General features: G+C 75.5%; 13 protein-coding genes. 10 read left to right on the forward strand and 3 right to left on the reverse strand.

Going from position 1 to position 16,789, the window contains the following annotated elements:
- The first annotated feature begins 43 nt into the window (after window positions 1-43).
- Together AAHH18_RS14700 and AAHH18_RS14705 are read left to right on the forward strand one after the other, a co-directional pair.
- Window positions 44-442: a universal stress protein gene (locus tag AAHH18_RS14700; protein WP_283320577.1), complete on the forward strand. Its 399-nt coding sequence runs from the start codon at window positions 44-46 to the stop codon at window positions 440-442.
- Between the two features lie 469 nt (window positions 443-911).
- On the forward strand, window positions 912-2,465 hold the full coding sequence (locus tag AAHH18_RS14705; protein ID WP_343302117.1) for an RNA polymerase sigma factor: 1,554 nt from the start codon (window positions 912-914) through the stop codon (window positions 2,463-2,465).
- Window positions 2,466-2,653: 188 nt separating this feature from the next.
- Here the strand turns inward: AAHH18_RS14705 and AAHH18_RS14710 are convergent, their stop codons facing one another.
- Window positions 2,654-2,878: a DUF7455 domain-containing protein gene (locus tag AAHH18_RS14710; protein WP_343302118.1), complete on the reverse strand. Its 225-nt coding sequence runs from the start codon at window positions 2,876-2,878 to the stop codon at window positions 2,654-2,656.
- 124 nt (window positions 2,879-3,002) lie between these two features.
- On the opposite strand from AAHH18_RS14710, the gene AAHH18_RS14715 reads away from it, so the two are divergent.
- The 3 genes from AAHH18_RS14715 (at window position 3,003) to AAHH18_RS14725 (ending at window position 6,845) form a co-directional block, all read left to right on the forward strand.
- The gene (locus tag AAHH18_RS14715; protein ID WP_459349147.1) at window positions 3,003-5,195 is read left to right on the forward strand and encodes a DNA gyrase/topoisomerase IV subunit B; all 2,193 of its coding nucleotides are present in this window, start codon (window positions 3,003-3,005) and stop codon (window positions 5,193-5,195) included.
- Between the two features lie 63 nt (window positions 5,196-5,258).
- A complete protein-coding gene (locus AAHH18_RS14720) occupies window positions 5,259-6,311 on the forward strand; it encodes a GNAT family N-acetyltransferase (RefSeq protein ID WP_343302119.1) in 1,053 nt (350 codons plus the stop codon).
- 57 nt (window positions 6,312-6,368) lie between these two features.
- A complete protein-coding gene (locus AAHH18_RS14725) occupies window positions 6,369-6,845 on the forward strand; it encodes a MarR family transcriptional regulator (protein WP_283320572.1) in 477 nt (158 codons plus the stop codon).
- Between the two features lie 49 nt (window positions 6,846-6,894).
- On the opposite strand, the gene AAHH18_RS14730 is transcribed toward AAHH18_RS14725, so the two are convergent.
- Entirely contained in the window at window positions 6,895-9,396 is a 2,502-nt protein-coding gene (locus tag AAHH18_RS14730; RefSeq protein WP_343302120.1) for a DNA gyrase/topoisomerase IV subunit A, read from the reverse strand.
- A 107-nt stretch (window positions 9,397-9,503) separates the two neighbouring features.
- Between AAHH18_RS14730 and AAHH18_RS14735 the strand changes: the two genes are divergently transcribed.
- From AAHH18_RS14735 to AAHH18_RS14750, 4 genes are all read left to right on the forward strand, one after another.
- A complete protein-coding gene (locus AAHH18_RS14735; protein ID WP_343302121.1) occupies window positions 9,504-12,308 on the forward strand; it encodes a bifunctional acetate--CoA ligase family protein/GNAT family N-acetyltransferase in 2,805 nt (934 codons plus the stop codon).
- 76 nt (window positions 12,309-12,384) lie between these two features.
- Complete coding sequence (locus AAHH18_RS14740; RefSeq protein WP_283320569.1) at window positions 12,385-12,954, forward strand: DUF5998 family protein; 570 nt, start codon at window positions 12,385-12,387, stop codon at window positions 12,952-12,954.
- A 1-nt stretch (window position 12,955) separates the two neighbouring features.
- Window positions 12,956-14,134 carry an alkaline phosphatase family protein gene (locus AAHH18_RS14745; RefSeq protein WP_343302122.1) on the forward strand — a complete coding sequence of 393 codons (1,179 nt, stop codon included), beginning with the start codon at window positions 12,956-12,958 and terminating at the stop codon, window positions 14,132-14,134.
- A gap of 31 nt (window positions 14,135-14,165) precedes the next feature.
- The gene (locus AAHH18_RS14750) at window positions 14,166-14,822 is read left to right on the forward strand and encodes a thymidine kinase (RefSeq protein WP_283320567.1); all 657 of its coding nucleotides are present in this window, start codon (window positions 14,166-14,168) and stop codon (window positions 14,820-14,822) included.
- Window positions 14,823-14,841: 19 nt separating this feature from the next.
- On the opposite strand, the gene sepH is transcribed toward AAHH18_RS14750, so the two are convergent.
- Complete coding sequence (sepH, locus tag AAHH18_RS14755; RefSeq protein WP_343302123.1) at window positions 14,842-15,972, reverse strand: septation protein SepH; 1,131 nt, start codon at window positions 15,970-15,972, stop codon at window positions 14,842-14,844.
- Window positions 15,973-16,074: 102 nt separating this feature from the next.
- On the opposite strand from sepH, the gene AAHH18_RS14760 reads away from it, so the two are divergent.
- On the forward strand, window positions 16,075-16,789 hold a 715-nt coding region (locus tag AAHH18_RS14760), incomplete at its 3' end, for a trimeric intracellular cation channel family protein (RefSeq protein WP_343302124.1).

Consider the following 16,789-nt stretch of genomic DNA (forward strand, 5'->3'; position numbering starts at 1 on the left):
GTTGCCGGCGACGGACGCCGAGCAACACGTGCGAGGAGCACCCATGAGCATCGTGGTCGGGTACCTGGCGACGGTCGAGGGGCGTGCCGCCCTGGCCGCCGCGACGGGCGAGGCCGTGCGCCGGTCGGAGCCGCTCGTCGTGGTCGTCAGCGAGCGGGGGGACGAGAGCGACGAGCAGCGCTCCGAGCTGTCCGCCTCGCTCGACGACGTGCGCAGCTCGCTGGAGTCGCGGGGCATCCCGCACGACATCCGCGTGATCGCCGGCGGTCGCGACGTCGCCGAGGACCTCATCGGCACCGCCGAGGAGACCGGCGCCACGCTCATCGTCATCGGGCTGCGCCGTCGCAGCCCGGTGGGCAAGCTCATCCTCGGCGCCAACGCCCAGCGGATCCTGCTCGACTCGCCGTGCCCCGTCCTCGCGGTGAAGCCCGACCCGAGCTGACCTCGCGCGCCCCGGGCACGCCCGCCGCGACGCGGGGGATCGCGCCGCCGGACGCGGGTCCGGGGACGCCGGTGCTGCCGGGGCGAGGTTGCGCCTCAGCGGTGCTCCGCTGCCGCGCTTCGGCGGCGCCCGCGCCCGCGCCGGGCTCGGGCGTGTGCGCGTCCCGTGTGGCCCGCCGGGCTCTCGCGTGCGCACGTCCTGCGTGGTCGGGGAGCCCCTGCGGGTGCGTGTCCCGTGGCCCGCGGGCAGTCCTCGCGAGGCGATCCCGGGCCCCCGTGGTGACACGCCCGGGGCGGGCCTGCGGGAATCCTCCGGGCGACCCGCGCGTTGAGCACTCACGACAGGGTCACCTGCCGCGCCGGCCAGGGTCTCGCCACCCCCGGGCGATGCTCCGCCGTGGGTGCGGCCGGTACAATATCGAGGTACCCGATGCGCCGAACCGGGTCCCTTTGCTGCCGAAAGGTCATTCGTGACGCCCCAGACTTCCACCCCCACCCTTCCGCGCGAGTTCGAGCACCCCGCCCTGCAGGACCTCGTCCGCCGCGGGCGCACCAGCGGGAGCGTCGACGCCGCCGCGCTGCGCTCGGCCTGCGAGGCCGCGCAGGTGGAGGACGCCAAGCGGCTGAAGGCCGTCGTGCGCGGTCTGGCCAACGCCGGGATCTCGGTCTCCGAGCCCACCGCGGCCACGACGCGCGTCGCGGCCGCCACCACCGCGAAGGCCCGGCCGTCCACCAAGGCCGTCGTGTCGGAGGACGGCGACGACGCCAAGCCGGCGCCCCGCAAGCGTGCCGCGGCCAAGCCCGCGGCGAAGAAGACCACCACCGGCAAGGCCGCGACCGCGAAGCCCGTCAAGGCCGCAGGCAAGGCCGAGGACGACATCGAGGACGAGGACGTCGAGCCGGACGAGGTCGAGATCGAGGACGTCGAGATCGACCCGGCGGACGCCGCCACGGACGGTGACGACGAGTCCACCGAGGACGGCGACACCGAGACGCCCGCGACGCCCGCCGCCGCGACCCCCAAGGCGGACGAGGAGACCGAGGACGTCGGCTTCGTCGTCTCCGACCGCGACGAGGACGACGCGCCCGCGCAGCAGGTCGTGACCGCCGGTGCGACCGCCGACCCGGTCAAGGACTACCTCAAGCAGATCGGCAAGGTCGCGCTGCTGAACGCCGAGCAGGAGGTCGAGCTCGCCAAGCGCATCGAGGCCGGCCTGTTCGCCGAGGAGCGCCTCGCCGCTGTCGGCGACGACCTGGAGCCGAAGGCGCGCCGCGAGCTGCAGTGGATCGCGCAGGACGGCCGACGGGCCAAGAACCACCTGCTCGAGGCGAACCTCCGCCTCGTGGTGTCCCTGGCGAAGCGCTACACCGGCCGCGGCATGCTGTTCCTGGACCTGATCCAGGAGGGCAACCTCGGTCTGATCCGCGCGGTCGAGAAGTTCGACTACACCAAGGGCTACAAGTTCTCGACGTACGCCACGTGGTGGATCCGCCAGGCGATCACCCGCGCGATGGCCGACCAGGCGCGCACCATCCGCATCCCGGTGCACATGGTCGAGGTCATCAACAAGCTCGCCCGCGTCCAGCGGCAGATGCTCCAGGACCTCGGCCGGGAGCCGACGCCCGAGGAGCTCGCCAAGGAGCTCGACATGACCCCCGAGAAGGTCGTCGAGGTCCAGAAGTACGGACGCGAGCCCATCTCGCTGCACACCCCGCTCGGCGAGGACGGCGACAGCGAGTTCGGTGACCTCATCGAGGACTCCGAGGCCGTGGTGCCCGCCGACGCGGTGAGCTTCACGCTGCTGCAGGAGCAGCTGCACCAGGTCCTCGACACGCTGTCCGAGCGGGAGGCCGGCGTCGTGTCGATGCGCTTCGGCCTGACCGACGGCCAGCCGAAGACCCTCGACGAGATCGGCAAGGTCTACGGCGTGACCCGCGAGCGGATCCGTCAGATCGAGTCCAAGACCATGTCGAAGCTGCGGCACCCCAGCCGCTCGCAGGTGCTGCGCGACTACCTCGACTGAGCCCCCCGGGGCAGCAGGACGGCCCCTCCTCGACCACGCGGTCGGGGAGGGGCCGTTCGTGTGCCGGGCTCCTCGCCGGGCCTGCGGACGCGAACGGGCCCGCCCGGCTTCTCGGCCGGGCGGGCCCGTCGTGGTGGTGCGGTGGCGGCGTCGCGCGGTCCCGGCGCGCCGCGGGGGTCGTGGTGCGGTCAGCGCGCCCCGGCGCCGGCGCCGTGCTCGGCGAGGAGCTTGTCGGTCTCGTCCTGGACGTGCGTCGCGAGCTGCGAGTACTTCGGCGCGTGCTCGCGCGCGTGGTGCGCGCAGAACAGCAGCTCGCCCACGGGCAGCAGCACGCGGACGTAGGCCTGAGCGCCGCAGCGGTCGCAGCGGTCGGCTGCAGTCAGCGGAGTCGTGGTCTCAAGAGTCCCAGTCACGTTGTCATACAACCATCCCGGCCCGGGATCCTTCCCGTCGGGAGCGGGTGGTTCGCTGCGGGCGAAGCAGAAGTCACCCGGTGCTCACACAGCCGCAACACGACCGGCACACTCCCGGCGCGGCATGGCTCCGCGGGAGTGCCCGGTGGAGCGATTAGGCTCGGGCACCGTGTCGACCGCATCCGCCGAGTCCAGCTACACCGCCCGCCACCTGTCCGTGCTCGAGGGGCTGGAGGCCGTCCGCAAGCGCCCGGGCATGTACATCGGGTCGACGGACTCCCGCGGTCTCATGCACTGCCTCTGGGAGATCATCGACAACTCCGTCGACGAGGCGCTCGCGGGGCACGGCGACCGGATCGACATCGTCCTGCACGCGGACTCGTCGGTCGAGGTCCGCGACCAGGGTCGCGGCATCCCCGTCGACGTCGAGCCGAAGACCGGCCTGACGGGTGTCGAGGTCGTCCTGACGAAGCTGCACGCGGGCGGCAAGTTCGGCGGCGGGTCCTACGGGGCGTCCGGCGGTCTGCACGGTGTGGGCGCCTCCGTGGTGAACGCGCTGTCGGAGCGGCTCGACGTCGAGGTCGACCGCGGGGGCAAGACGCACCGCATGACGTTCCACCGGGGCGAGCCGGGCGTGTTCGACGACCGCGCGGGCCGCACCCCGGACTCGCCGTTCGAGCCGTTCGTCGCCCGGTCGCAGCTGGACGTGGTCGGCAAGGTCGCGCGGGGCCGCACGGGCACCCGCATCCGCTACTGGGCGGACCGCACCATCTTCCCGTCGACCGCGGTGTTCTCCTACGACGAGCTCGTGACCCGCGCGCGGCAGACCAGCTTCCTGGTGCCGGGCCTGACCATCACGGTGCGCGACGAGCGCGGGCTGGCCGGGACGCCGGGCGCGGAGGGCCCGCACGAGGAGGTGTTCCGGCACGACGGCGGCACGGTCGACTTCGCCGACTTCCTCGCCCCCGACGCCCCCGTCACGGACACCTGGAAGCTCACGGGCTCCGGGTCGTTCACGGAGACGGTCCCGGTGCTGGACGCGCGCGGCCACATGACGCCGCAGGAGGTGCAGCGGGACTGCGAGGTCGACATCGCGCTGCGCTGGGGCACGGGCTACGAGACCGAGGTCCGCACGTTCGTCAACATCATCGCGACGCCGAAGGGCGGCTCGCACCTGGCCGGGTTCGAGACGGCGCTGCTGCGGACGCTGCGCAAGCAGGTGGACGCGAACGCCCGCCGGCTGAAGATCTCCGCGAAGGACGGCAGCGACCGCATCGAGAAGGACGACGTGCTGGCGGGCCTGACGGCCGTCGTGACCGTGCGGCTCGCGGAGCCGCAGTTCGAGGGCCAGACGAAGGAGGTCCTGGGCACCGCCCCGGTGCGGGGCATCGTCGCGAAGGTCGTCGACACCGAGCTCGCCGCGATCCTCACCTCGAGCAAGCGGGAGCACAAGGCCCAGTCGGCGGCGCTGCTCGACAAGGTCGTGGGGGAGATGCGGGCACGCGTCTCGGCCCGCAAGCAGAAGGAGATCTCCCGCCGCAAGACGGCCCTGGAGTCCTCGTCGCTGCCCGCGAAGCTGGCCGACTGCCGCAGCGACGACGTCGGCCGCAGCGAGCTGTTCATCGTCGAGGGCGACAGCGCGCTCGGGACGGCGAAGCTCGCGCGGTCGTCGGACTTCCAGGCGCTCCTGCCGATCCGCGGCAAGATCCTCAACGTCCAGAAGGCGTCCATCTCCGACATGCTGCGCAACGCGGAGTGCGCGGCGATCATCCAGGTGATCGGCGCCGGGTCCGGCCGCACGTTCGACCTGGACGCCGCCCGGTACGGCAAGGTCGTGCTGATGACCGACGCCGACGTCGACGGCGCGCACATCCGCACGCTGCTGCTGACGCTGTTCTTCCGCTACATGCGCCCGCTGGTCGAGGCCGGGCGGGTGTACGCGGCGGTCCCGCCGCTGCACCGCATCGAGGTGATCGGCGCCGGCAGCCGCAAGAACGAGTACATCTACACGTACTCGGAGGCCGAGCTCGCGGCGACGCTGAAGAAACTCGACCGGGCCGGCAAGCGCTACAAGGAGGACATCCAGCGCTACAAGGGTCTGGGCGAGATGGACGCCGACCAGCTCTCGGAGACGACGATGGACCCGCGGTTCCGCACGCTGCGCCGCGTCACCCTGCCGGCCGCCGAGAGCGCGGACGCGCTGGTCCGCAGCGCGGAGGAGACCTTCGAGCTGCTCATGGGCTCGGACGTCGCACCGCGGAAGGACTTCATCGTGGCCGGCGCCGCGACCCTCGACGCCTCCCAGATCGACGCCTGACCGCGCGCGGGGGCACGCGCTATCTCGGATGACATCGACGGCGCCGTCAGGCACCGTGGACGCATGACCACGACGCGACCGACGACCGAGCACGCCCTGGCACCCATCGCGGAGCGCGCCGCAGCGCCCGCGGTGCTGCCGGAGCCCGACCCGGCCGCCACGGGGCTGACCTGGCGGGCGCTGCGCCGGGACGACGTGCCTGCCCTCTTCGCCCTGGTCGCGCGGACGGAGGAGGCCGACGAGGCGCCGGCACGCACCGCCGAGGCCGAGGTCGACGAGTGGTTCGACGGGGACTGGAAGGACGTCGCCGCCGACACCCGCGTCGGCCTGGACGCCGACGGCGAGCCGCGCGCGTGGATGGTCGTCGAGTCCCACCCCGGTGACCTGCGCGTGGTCCGCGCGCACCTGTCCGGCGGCGTGGACCCGTCGCACCGCGGACGGGGCGTCGGCCGGGCGCTCGTCGCCTGGGGCACCGGCCGGGCGCGGCAGCTGCTCGCGGCGTCCGGCAAGGAGGTGCCGGGCCGGATCGGCGCCTACGTCGAGGACCACCGCGCCGACGCGCTGGGGCTGTACGCCGCGGCGGGCTTCACGCCGGTGCGGTACTACGCCGAGATGCGCCGCGACCTGGCGGCTCCGCTGCCGGAGGTGCGCCGCACGGAGGGCGTCCGCGTCGTCCCGTGGACCCCGGAGCTCGACGAGGCGGTGCGGCTCGCCCACAACGAGGCGTTCGCGGACCACTGGGGCAGCGAGCCGCGCACCCCGGAGGCGTGGCAGCACGGCCGCTCGATGTTCGCGCCCGCCTGGAGCCGGGTGGCCGTGGACGAGGCCACCGGCGAGGTCGCCGGCTACGCGCTCTCGGGCCGGTACGAGCAGGACTGGCCGGTCGCCGGCTACACCTCCGGCTACACGGAGCTGCTCGGGGTGCGGCGCGCGTGGCGCGGTCGCGGGCTGGCGGTCGCGCTGCTCACCGCCGTGATGGAGGCCTACCGGGAGGACGGCATCCAGTACGCCGAGCTCGACGTCGACACCGCGAACCCGTCGGGGGCGCACGGGCTGTACGCCGACCTCGGGTACGAGGTCACGCACGGCTCGCGTCTCCTGACGATCGAGCTGTAGCGGGCGGCCGGTGGTTTCCGGCCCCGCGCGGGGTCCGGTGGTTCTACGCTGAGCCGCATGGCGGCGGCGCACGCGGCGGAGGAGCAGCTCCCGCAGGACGCGACCTGGCGGGCGTACCTGGGCCTGTCCCGGGAGTTCTTCACCGCGCTCGAGCGGGGGCTCGGGGCGGAGGCGGGCGTCTCCGTGGCGGACCTGGAGCTGCTGGAGCCCCTGCTCGCGGCGGGCGAGCCGGGCCTGCGCGCCAAGGACCTGGCCGCCGCCGCGGAGTGGCAGGACAGCCGGGTGTCGCACCAGCTGCGCCGCATGGAGCTGCGCGGGCTGGTCACGCGCAGCCGCGACCGTCAGGACGCCCGCGGGACCGTCGTCGCGCTGACCGAGGCGGGGACGGCCGCGGCGCGCGCGGCGCAGGCCACCCGGCGGGTCATGGTCGGCGACCTGCTGCTCGGACCGCTGGACGCCGCGCAGGTGCGCTCGCTCGAGGAGATCGCGGCGCTGGTGCGCGCCCGGGTCGCGGCGGCCTGCCTCGGCCGCTGACGGCGGCCCGGCCGTCGGCCGGGCCCCCGGGCTCAGCCGGCCCCCGGGCTCAGCCGATCGCGACCGGCGGCGCGGCGAGCGGCTGCCCCGAGCCGTCGCGCCGGTCGTCCGGCTCCGGCAGGTCGACGGGCTGGCCGGCGGACCCGGTGGCGCGCGCCGGCGCCGGGCCGGCCCAGGCGAGGAACAGCGCGTCCTCGCCCTTGAGGAACCGGTGCGCCCGGACGCCGCCGGTGGCCCGGCCCTTGCCCGGGAACCGCCCGAACGGCGTCACCTTGGCCGTGCCGGCCTGCGTGCCGGGCAGGGCGTCGGAGGTCCCGGCCACCGTGACCACGACGGTCCCGTCCGGGTCGCTGCCCGCGGGCAGCGCGCCGAAGTGCACCACCCGCGCGCCGGGTGCGAGCTTGATGCCGGCCATGCCGCCGGCCGGGCGGCCCTGCGGCCGGACCGACGCGGCGGGGAAGTGCAGGAGCGCCGCGTCGGACGCGACGAAGACCAGCTCGTCCTCCTCGCCCACGGTCGCGCAGCCGACCACCTCGTCGCCGTCCTTGAGCGCCACGACCTCCCAGGAGTCGCGGTTGGCCGGGGGCTCGCCCGGCGTGACCCGCTTGACGACGCCCTGCGCGGTCCCGAGCGCCAGGGTCGGCGCGTCCGCGGTGACCGGCACCAGCCCGACGACCCGCTCGCCCGCGTCGAGGGCGAGCAGCTCCGGCAGGGGCAGGCCGCCGGACAGGTTCGGCGCGCCGTCCGTCGGGGGCAGCGCGGGCAGGTCCAGCACGGAGACCCGGCGCACGACGCCGCGGGAGGTGAGGACGCCCACCTCGCCGCGGACCGTCGCCGGGACGGCGCCCGCGAGCACGTCGTGCCGGGAGCGCCCGGCGCCGGGCGCGGGTCGCAGCGCGACGTCGGTGCCCGCCGTGCGGGCCACGAGCCCGGTCGCGGAGAGCAGCGCGCAGCAGGGCGAGTCCTCGATCTCGAGCGACAGGGCCGGTGCCGCTCCGCGCGCCGAGCGGGGCGCCGGTGCGCCCTCCGCGGCCGTCACCGACCCGCCGGCGGACTCGAGCAGGATCGTCCGGCGGGGCGTGCCGTACGTGGCGGCGACCTCCGCCATCTCGTCGGACACGGCGCCGCGCAGCAGGCCCTCGTCCGCCAGGAGCGCCTCGAGGGCCGCGATCTGCTCGGCCAGCTCGTCGCGCTCCTTCTCCAGCTCGATGCGCGAGAACCGCGTCAGGCGGCGCAGCCGGAGCTCGAGGATGTACTCGGCCTGCGGCTCCGACAGGTCGAAGACGTCGCGCAGGCGGGTGCGGGCGGTCTCCGCGTCGTCGGACGACCGGATGACCTGGATGACCTCGTCGATGTCGAGGATCGCGACGAGCAGGCCCTCCACGAGGTGCAGGCGCTCGCGCTTGCGGGTCAGCCGGAACTGGCTGCGGCGGCGGACCACGGAGATGCGGTGCTCGACCCAGACCTGCAGCAGGTCGCGCAGCCCGAGCGTGCGGGGCTGCCCGTCGACGAGCGCGACGTTGTTGATGGAGAACGAGTCCTCGAGCGGCGTGTACCGGTAGAGCTGCTCCAGGACGGCCTCGGGGTTGAACCCGGTCTTGACCTCGATGACCAGGCGCAGCCCGTGCTGGCGGTCGGTGAGGTCGAGCGCGTCCGAGATGCCGGAGAGCTTCTTGGACTGCACGCCCTCCTTGATCTTCTCGATGACCTTCTCGGGACCGACCGTGTACGGCAGCTCGGTGACGACGATGCCCTTGCGGCGCGGCGTGACGTTCTCGATGCGGGCGGTGGCGCGGGTGCGGAACGCCCCGCGCCCGGTGCGGTACGCGTCGCGCACCCCGTCGAGCCCGACGATCTTGCCGCCCGAGGGCAGGTCGGGGCCCGGGACGAACCGCATGAGCTCCTCGAGCGTCGCGTCCGGGTGCAGCACCAGGTGCCGGGCGGCCGCGACGACCTCGACGAGGTTGTGCGGCGCCATGTTGGTCGCCATGCCGACCGCGATGCCGGACGCCCCGTTCACGAGCAGGTTGGGGATGGCCGACGGGAGCACGCCCGGCTGGGTGAGCTTGTTGTCGTAGTTCGGCACGAAGTCGACGACGTCCTCGTCGAGCCCGGCGGTCATCGCGAGCGCGGCGGGAGCCATGCGCGCCTCGGTGTACCGGGGCGCCGCCGGGCCGTCGTCGAGCGAGCCGAAGTTGCCGTGCCCGTCGACCAGGGGCAGCCGCAGCGAGAACGGCTGCGCCATCCGGACCATCGCGTCGTAGATCGCGGCGTCGCCGTGGGGGTGCAGCTTGCCCATGACCTCGCCGACCACGCGGGCCGACTTCACGTGCGCGCGGTCGGGCCGCAGGCCCATGTCGTGCATCTGGAACAGGATCCGCCGCTGCACGGGCTTGAGGCCGTCGCGGGCGTCCGGGAGCGCGCGCGAGTAGATGACGGAGTACGCGTACTCGAGGAACGAGCCCTCCATCTCGGTCGCGACGTCGATGTCGACGATGCGCTCGACGACGTCCTCCGGCGGGACGTCGGGGGTGCTGCTGCGGCGCGCCATGCGGATGCGGCTCCCGGGATCGGCGGTGGGTGACGGCCCATTGTCCCCGTCCGGCGGCCCTGGGGACGACCACGACGCGCGGGCCCGGCCCCGTTAGGCTCGTGCGCATGGCGGAGGTCACCGGGGACACGCGCGCCGACGAGCCGCGGGACGACGCCGCGCCCGTCGGGTACCCGGAGAGCTGGGAGGCCGACGTCGTGCTGCGGGACGGCAGCACGACCCACGTCCGCCCGATCCGGCCGGAGGACGCCGCCGCGCTCCAGGCGTTCCACGTCGCGCAGTCCGAGGCGTCGACCTTCCTGCGGTTCTTCGCGCCGCTGGAGCGCCTCCCGGACCGCGACCTGGCCCGGTTCACCCAGGTCGACCACCACGACCGGGTGGCGCTGGTGGCCGTGACCGGGGACGACGCGATCATCGGCGTCGCGCGCTACGACCGCGTCGGGCCGGACGAGGCGGAGGTCGCGTTCAACATCGCCGACGCGCACCACGGTCGCGGGCTCGGCTCCGTGCTGCTGGAGCACCTGGCCGCCGCGGCGCGCGAGCGCGGGGTGCGCCGCTTCACCGCCGACGTGCTGCCGCAGAACGGCCGCATGATCGCGGTGTTCCGCGAGGCCGGCTACACGCTGCAGCAGCGGCTCGAGGACGGCGTGGTCACGGTGTCGTTCGACATCCACCCCACGGACCGGTCGCTGGCGGTGACCGCGGCGCGCGAGCACACCGCGGAGTCGCGCAGCGTGCAGGGGCTGCTCGCCGCGCGCTCGGTGCTGGTGCTGACGTCGCCCGACGCGGAGCCCGGGTCCCTGCCGGACCTCCTGGCGTCCCGCGTGCTCGCGGACCTCGCGGCCGGAGGGGTGCACGGGCCGGGGGAGCCGGAGCACCGCACGGGCGCCGTCGTCGAGCCCGCGGGTCCGGCGGAGCCTGTCCAGGTGCACGTGGTCGGGCGCGCCCCGGAGCCCGGCACGCCGGTGGCCGTGCGGACGTGGCCGGACCTGGACGCGGTGCCCGGTCCGGTGGACCTGGCCGTGCTCGCGCTGCCCGCCGCGGACGCGGTCGTCGCGGTGCGCTCGCTCGGACGGCTGGGGGTGCGGGGCGTCGTGGTGCTGTCCGCGGGCTTCGCGGAGACCGGGCCGACCGGCCTGGCGCTGCAGCGGGCCCTGCTGCGCACCGCGCACGCGGCCGGCATGCGCGTCGTGGGTCCCGTCTCTTACGGTCTGCTGTCGCACGCCGCGGGAGGGCTGCTGAACGCCTCCCTGACCGAGGACCCGCCGCCCGCGGGGCGGATCGGGTTGTTCTGCCAGTCCGCCCCGGCGGCGGTGTCGCTGCTCGGGTCCGTGCGCCGCCGGCACCTCGGCCTGGCCCACCTGGTGTCGGCGGGCAACCGCGCCGACGTGTCGGGCAACGACCTCATGCAGTTCTGGCAGGACGACGACGGCACCGACGTCGTCGCGCTCTACCTGGAGTCGATCGGCAACCCGCGCAAGTTCTCCCGGGTGGCCCGCCGGCTGGCCCGGGTCAAGCCGGTCGTGGTGGTCACCGCGGGGCGCTCCGGGCACGTCGTGCCGCCCGGCCACGCCGTGCGGCCCACCCAGGCGCCGCGCCGGACGCTCGACGAGGTGATGCGCCGCTCCGGCGTCGTGCTGGTCGACAACACGCACCAGATGCTCGAGGCGGCCCAGCTGTTCGCGCTGCAGCCCCTGCCGCCCGGCGGGCGCGCCGCGGTGGTGGCGTCGTCGCCGTCGATGGCGGCGCTCGTGCAGGAGGCGGTCGTGACCGCCGGTCTGACGGTCGCGGGGGAGGCGGTGATCCTCCCCGAGGACGCGGACGAGGAGCGGGTCGCCCGCGCGTTCGGCGACGTGTACGCCGACCCCGGGGTCGACGTCGTGGTCACCGTGCACGTGCCCACCGCCGGCCCGCGCGACGACCGGGTCGCGCAGGCGCTGGCCCGGGCCGCCGCCGGGTCGGGTCGCACGTCGGTGGCGTGCCTGCTGGGGCTGCACGGCGCGACGCCGCAGCTGACGGCGCCCGACGCCGACGGCCTGCTGCGCACCGTGCCCGCGTACACCACGCCCGAGGACGCGGTGCTCGCCCTCGGGCAGGCGGTGCGGTACGCGGCGTGGCGGTCCGGGGACCGCGGCACCCTGGTGCACCCGCAGGGCGTGCACGCGCGCACCGCGCGGCGCCTGATCGACTCCTGGCTCGAGGAGGCGGGCCGTCCGGCGGTGCTCGACCTCGGGCCCGACCGCACGGCGGAGCTGCTCGCGCTCGCCGGCGTGCACGTCCTGGCGTCGGTGCCGGTGCACGACGCCGACGAGGCGGTCGCCGCCGCCGAGCGGCTCGGCTGGCCGGTCGCTCTGAAGTCCACCGTGCCCGCCCTGCGGCACCGCTCCGACCTGGGCGGCGTGCGGCTGGACGTGCACGACGCCGCGGAGCTGCGCGCCGACGTCGCCCAGGTGCTCGAGCTCGCCGCCCCGCACGCACCCGCGGAGGGCCGCGCGCCCCTGGAGGTCCAGGCGATGGCCCCGCACGGCGTCGCGACCGTCATCCGCTCGTCGGAGGACCCGCTGTTCGGCCCGGTGCTCGGGTTCGGCCTCGGCGGCGACACCACCGACCTGCTGGGCGACCTGGCGTACGCCGTGACGCCGCTCACCGACGTCGACGTGTCCGAGATGGTGCGCGCCCCGCGGTCCTCCGCCCGGCTCTTCGGCTACCGCGGCGTCCCGCCGCTGGACGTGGCCGCGCTCGAGGACGTGCTGGCGCGCGTGTCCGTGCTCGCGGACAACCTCCCGGAGCTGCTCGCGCTCGAGCTCAACCCGGTCGTCGTCGCGGAGCGGGGGGCGTACGTGCTCGGCGCGACGGCGCGGGTCGGGACGGCCGCGCGCGCCGACGGGCCGCGCCGGGCGCTGCCCGCATGAGCGGCGGGCACGCGGCGCGTCGTGCCCGCGGGCGGACGGTGTGACGGGCCGCCCCGGTCGGTGGGAGGATGTCGTGGTGCCCGCACCGTCCACCGACCTGCTCCGCGACCTGCACCGCGCGGGGTACTACCCCGAGCTGGTGGCCGACGTGCTCGACGTCGCGCTCGCCGACGAACCCGTCGAGGCCCACCTCGTGCACCCGGAGACGACGTTCGACGCCTCCGAGGTGCGCCGGCACGTCACCGTGCTCGCGCTGACGCCCACCCGCCTGGTCGTCGCGCACGTGGACGACCACCCGGCGGACAGCGAGCACCCCTCGGCGAGCGCCGCGGCCACCACGGAGGCCGTCCCGCTGTCGGAGCTGCGGTCCGTCGCGCTGACGCACGTGCTCGGCTCGCCCGAGCAGCACCGTCCCGGCGACCCCGCCACCGAGCTGACGCTGGCGATCGGGTGGGGCGCGGTCTCGCGCGTGGACCTGGAGCCCGCGCAGTGCGGCGACCCGCAGTGCGAGGCCGACCACGGCCTGACCGGGACGCTGACCCCCGACGACGTGGTCGTCCGCGTGAGCGCGGTGGCCGAGGGCGCCGGTGCCGTCCGGGACGCCGTGGCGTTCGCGCGGCGCCTGTCCGCGGCGAGCGCACGCTGACATGACGACCGCCACGTCGTCCACCGTGCCGGCCCGGCTCGCGGACGCGGGGCTCGTGCTGCCGGACTACCGGGGTCCGTCGCTGTCCGGGCTGCTGCCCGCCGTCGCCGACGCGCTCGGCGCGCCCGTGCCGGAGGGCCCGGAGCGCCGGGCCCAGCTCGGCCTGCAGCCGACGCACCGCGTCTGCGTCGTGCTCGTCGACGGCCTGGGCTACGAGAACCTCGCCGAGCGCGCCGGCCACGCGCCGTTCCTGCGGTCGCTGCTCGACGGCGCCTCGGCGCTGTCCGCCGGGTACCCGTCCACCACCGCGGCGTCGATGGGCAGCTTCGGCACAGGCACCGCGCCCGGGCGCACCGGGCTCGTCGGCTACACGGTCCGCAACCCGCGCGACGGGCGGCTCGCGAACATGGTGTCGTGGGACGGCCTGGGGCCCGCCCGGGAGTGGCAGCGCGAGCGCACGGTCTTCGAGCGCCTCGTCGCGCACGGCGTCACGGTGACCACGGTCGGGCCCGCGAAGTTCATGGGCTCCGGCCTCACGGAGGCGGCGCTGCGCGGCGGGGGGTACCGGGCGGCCGAGCCGCTCGCCGCCCGGGTCGACGCCGCGCTGCGGCTGCTGCGCGAGCCGGGCCTGGTGTACCTGTACTGGGGCGACGTGGACAAGACCGGTCACCACGAGGGCTGCGGCTCCTGGCAGTGGGGCGACGAGCTCTCGGCGCTCGACGGCGAGCTGCGCCGCCTCGTGCGGTCCCTGCCGCGCGGCGCGTCCGTCGTCGTCACCGCCGACCACGGGATGGTCGACGTCGACCCGGCGCGGCGCTGGGACGTGGCCACCAGCGCGGGGCTCGCGCAGGACGTCGAGCTGGTCGCGGGGGAGCCGCGCGCGCTGCACGTCCACCTGCGGCCCGGGGCCGACCCGGAGGCGGCCGCGGAGCGCTGGGCGGACGTGCTGGGCGACGCCGCGGTGGTGCTCACCGGCGACGTCGCCGTCGGCGCCGGCCTCTTCGGGACGGTCTCCGAGCACGTGCGGCCGCTGATCGGCGACCTCGTCGTCGCGACCACCGGCCGCGCCACCGTGGTGGACTCCCGGACGCAGACGCCGGCGTCGCTGCAGCTCGTCGGCGTCCACGGCTCGCTGACGCCGGCCGAGGTCCGGGTGCCGCTGCTGGCCGTGCACACCTGACCGCGACGCACAGGAACGGAACGAGGAGAGCGTGGCAGAGCTGGTCTTCTTCTGCGGCACGATGGACTGCGGCAAGTCCACCCTGGCGCTGCAGATGCACCACAACCACCAGGCGCGCGGTCGCGACGGCGTGCTGTTCACCCGCAACGACCGGGCGGGGGAGCACCGGCTGTCCTCCCGGCTTGGCCTGTCGGTGCCCGCGCACGAGGTCACGGACACCACCGACTTCTGGGCGGAGGTCGTCGCGCGCCGCACGGGCGGGCGGGCCGTCGACTTCCTCATCTGCGACGAGGCGCAGTTCTACTCGGCGGAGCAGGTCGACCAGCTCGGGCGCGTGGTGGACGAGCTCGGGGCCGACGTGTTCGCGTTCGGGATCACGACGGACTTCCGCACCCGGCTGTTCGCCGGGTCGGCGCGGCTCCTGGAGCTCGCCGACCGCGTCGAGTCGCTCCAGGTGCAGGCGCTGTGCTGGTGCGGCGCCCGGGCCACGCACAACGCGCGCACGGAGCACGGGATCATGGTGGTCGAGGGCGCCCAGGTGGTGGTCGGCGACGTCGCGGTGCCGGACGACGAGGACGCCGTCGGCTACGAGGTGCTCTGCCGGAAGCACCACCGGATGCGGATGACGGCCCGGAGCTCGCGCGCCGGGACGATGTCACCCCAGACGCTGGACCTCGCCGGCGACTGAGCCGCCCCGGCCCGGGCCTCTACTCCGGCTTGGCCCCGAAGACGATCTCGTCCCAGCTCGGCACCTTCGGCCGGCCGCGGCGGCTGCTGCGGGGACGGGCCTCGCGCTCCTCGGCGCGCGGCGCCGCGTCCGCGTCCGGGGCCGTGCCCGTCGCGCGGTCGGCCGGCGGCTGCTCGCCGGGCTCCAGGGCGACGGGCGTCGCCGGCTCCTCGGCGTCCCGCGTCCGCGCGGGCGCGGGGTAGATGCGGGCCTCCGCGGCAGGGGCGACGTCCATGGGGTGCGCGCCGGGCGCCTCCGCGGCGGGCTCGTCGCCGAGCTGGCCGAAGTCGAACGCGTGCTGCGGCCCGAAGCCGCCGAACGGGTCGTCCTCGTCCTCGTCGAGCTCGAGCGCCTGGCGGACGCCGCGGCGCGCCCGCAGGTCGTCGAGCAGCTCGCTCGTCGCGCGCAGGTCGTCCACCGGGTCCTCGGCCGGCTCCGCGGGCGCCGGTCCGTCCACGGCCGCGAGCACGGGCCGCACGTCGGCGTCGACGTCGTACACGAGGTCGCGCACCGCCGACAGGTGGCGCCGCGGCACGGGGCCGTCGGCGATCTCCGTCTCGGACAGCCAGCGGGCCTCGTCCTCCTCGGCGTGCACGGCCCGGGCGGACGCGTCGTACGCCCAGCGCGCCTCGCGGGCGTCGTCCTCCACGCGGAACCGCGCGACGACCGTCCAGCCGGCGCCGGTCTCGCGGTACGCGTCCCACTCGACGCCCTCGGGGTCGACGCCCCGCGCGGCGAGCCGGTCCACGACCAGGTCGCCCAGCACCGGCGCGCCCACGTCCCGCCCGACGCGGGTCGCCCGGGCCTGCTCGGCCACGAACTCGCGCTCGGCGAGCACAGGACCCTCGAACCGGCGCACGTGCTCCACCGCCAGGCCCGACTCCTCCGCGATCTGCTCGGCGGACTGCCCCGCGCGCACGCGCGCCTGGATCTCCCGCGGGCTCGGCACCCCCGACTGCTCCGCGCGGATCTGCTCCAGCTGCGGGCGGTCGCGGCGCACGGCGGCACGCAACGGCTCGTCGATGCGCAGGCGGTAGCGCTGCCCGTCGGCCGCGGCGAGCACGAGGTGTTCCCCGTCCTCGTGCAGCCCGATCAGCTCCAGCTCGGCCATCACCTCTCCCATCGTCCGCGACGAGCCTGCCATCGCCCGGCCCCGATCCCGCGGAGGCTGGGCGGTGCGCCGTCCAACTCCCCGGCTGCCATGATCACCCCTGTGTCCGTGGACCTCCCGCTGCAACCCGTGCTCGAGCTGCTCGGCGTCTTCGTGGGTGCACTGTCCGGCGGCCTGGCCGCGGTGCGCAAGGGGTTCGACATCTTCGGCATCGTGGTGCTGGCGTGGGCCGCGGGGCTGGGCGGCGGCATCATGCGCGACGTCCTCATCGGGGCCGTGCCGCCGGTCGGCATCGCGCAGTGGGAGTTCGTGGTGTGCGCGTGCGTCGCGGGGCTGGTGACGTGGGCGGCGCACCCGGGCCTGGGCCGGCTGCGCCGGTTCGTGCTGGTGCTCGACGCGGGCGCGCTCGCCCTGTTCACGGTCGTCGGGACGATCAAGGCCCTCGAGTACGGCACCGGGGCGACCGCCGCCGTGTGCGCGGGCGTGATCACGGGCGTGGGCGGCGGCGTGCTGCGCGACCTGCTGACCGGCGAGGTCCCGGTGGTGCTGCACCAGCGCCAGCTCTACGCGATCCCGTCGGTGCTCGGGGCCCTGCTCGTGGCGGTGCTGTGGCACCAGGACGCGCTGTCGGTCGGCACCGAGGTGGTCGCCGTCCTCGTGGTGCTCGGCACGCGGCTGGTCGCGCTGCGGTTCCGGCTGCAGGCACCCGGGCCGTGGGACCCCGCGGCGCTGCGGGACGCGCGGGCCGCGCGCACCGGCCGGGGCCGGCCCGGGTTCGGCCGCGCCGGCCGCACGGAGCGCGGGGTGCGGGCGGCGC

Source organism: Cellulomonas olei (assembly GCF_039548315.1).
Classification (GTDB): Bacteria; Actinomycetota; Actinomycetes; order Actinomycetales; family Cellulomonadaceae; genus Cellulomonas.

Coding starts and splice junctions, on each gene's coding strand:
- AAHH18_RS14700 (WP_283320577.1), top strand. CDS start 44: ATGAGCATCGTGGTCGGGTACCTGGCGACGGTCGAGGGGCGTGCCGCC.
- AAHH18_RS14715 (WP_459349147.1), top strand. CDS start 3,003: ATGGCTCCGCGGGAGTGCCCGGTGGAGCGATTAGGCTCGGGCACCGTG.
- AAHH18_RS14720 (WP_343302119.1), top strand. CDS start 5,259: ATGACCACGACGCGACCGACGACCGAGCACGCCCTGGCACCCATCGCG.
- AAHH18_RS14725 (WP_283320572.1), top strand. CDS start 6,369: ATGGCGGCGGCGCACGCGGCGGAGGAGCAGCTCCCGCAGGACGCGACC.
- AAHH18_RS14730 (WP_343302120.1), bottom strand. CDS start 9,396: ATGGCGCGCCGCAGCAGCACCCCCGACGTCCCGCCGGAGGACGTCGTC.
- AAHH18_RS14735 (WP_343302121.1), top strand. CDS start 9,504: ATGGCGGAGGTCACCGGGGACACGCGCGCCGACGAGCCGCGGGACGAC.
- AAHH18_RS14745 (WP_343302122.1), top strand. CDS start 12,956: ATGACGACCGCCACGTCGTCCACCGTGCCGGCCCGGCTCGCGGACGCG.
- sepH (WP_343302123.1), bottom strand. CDS start 15,972: ATGGCCGAGCTGGAGCTGATCGGGCTGCACGAGGACGGGGAACACCTC.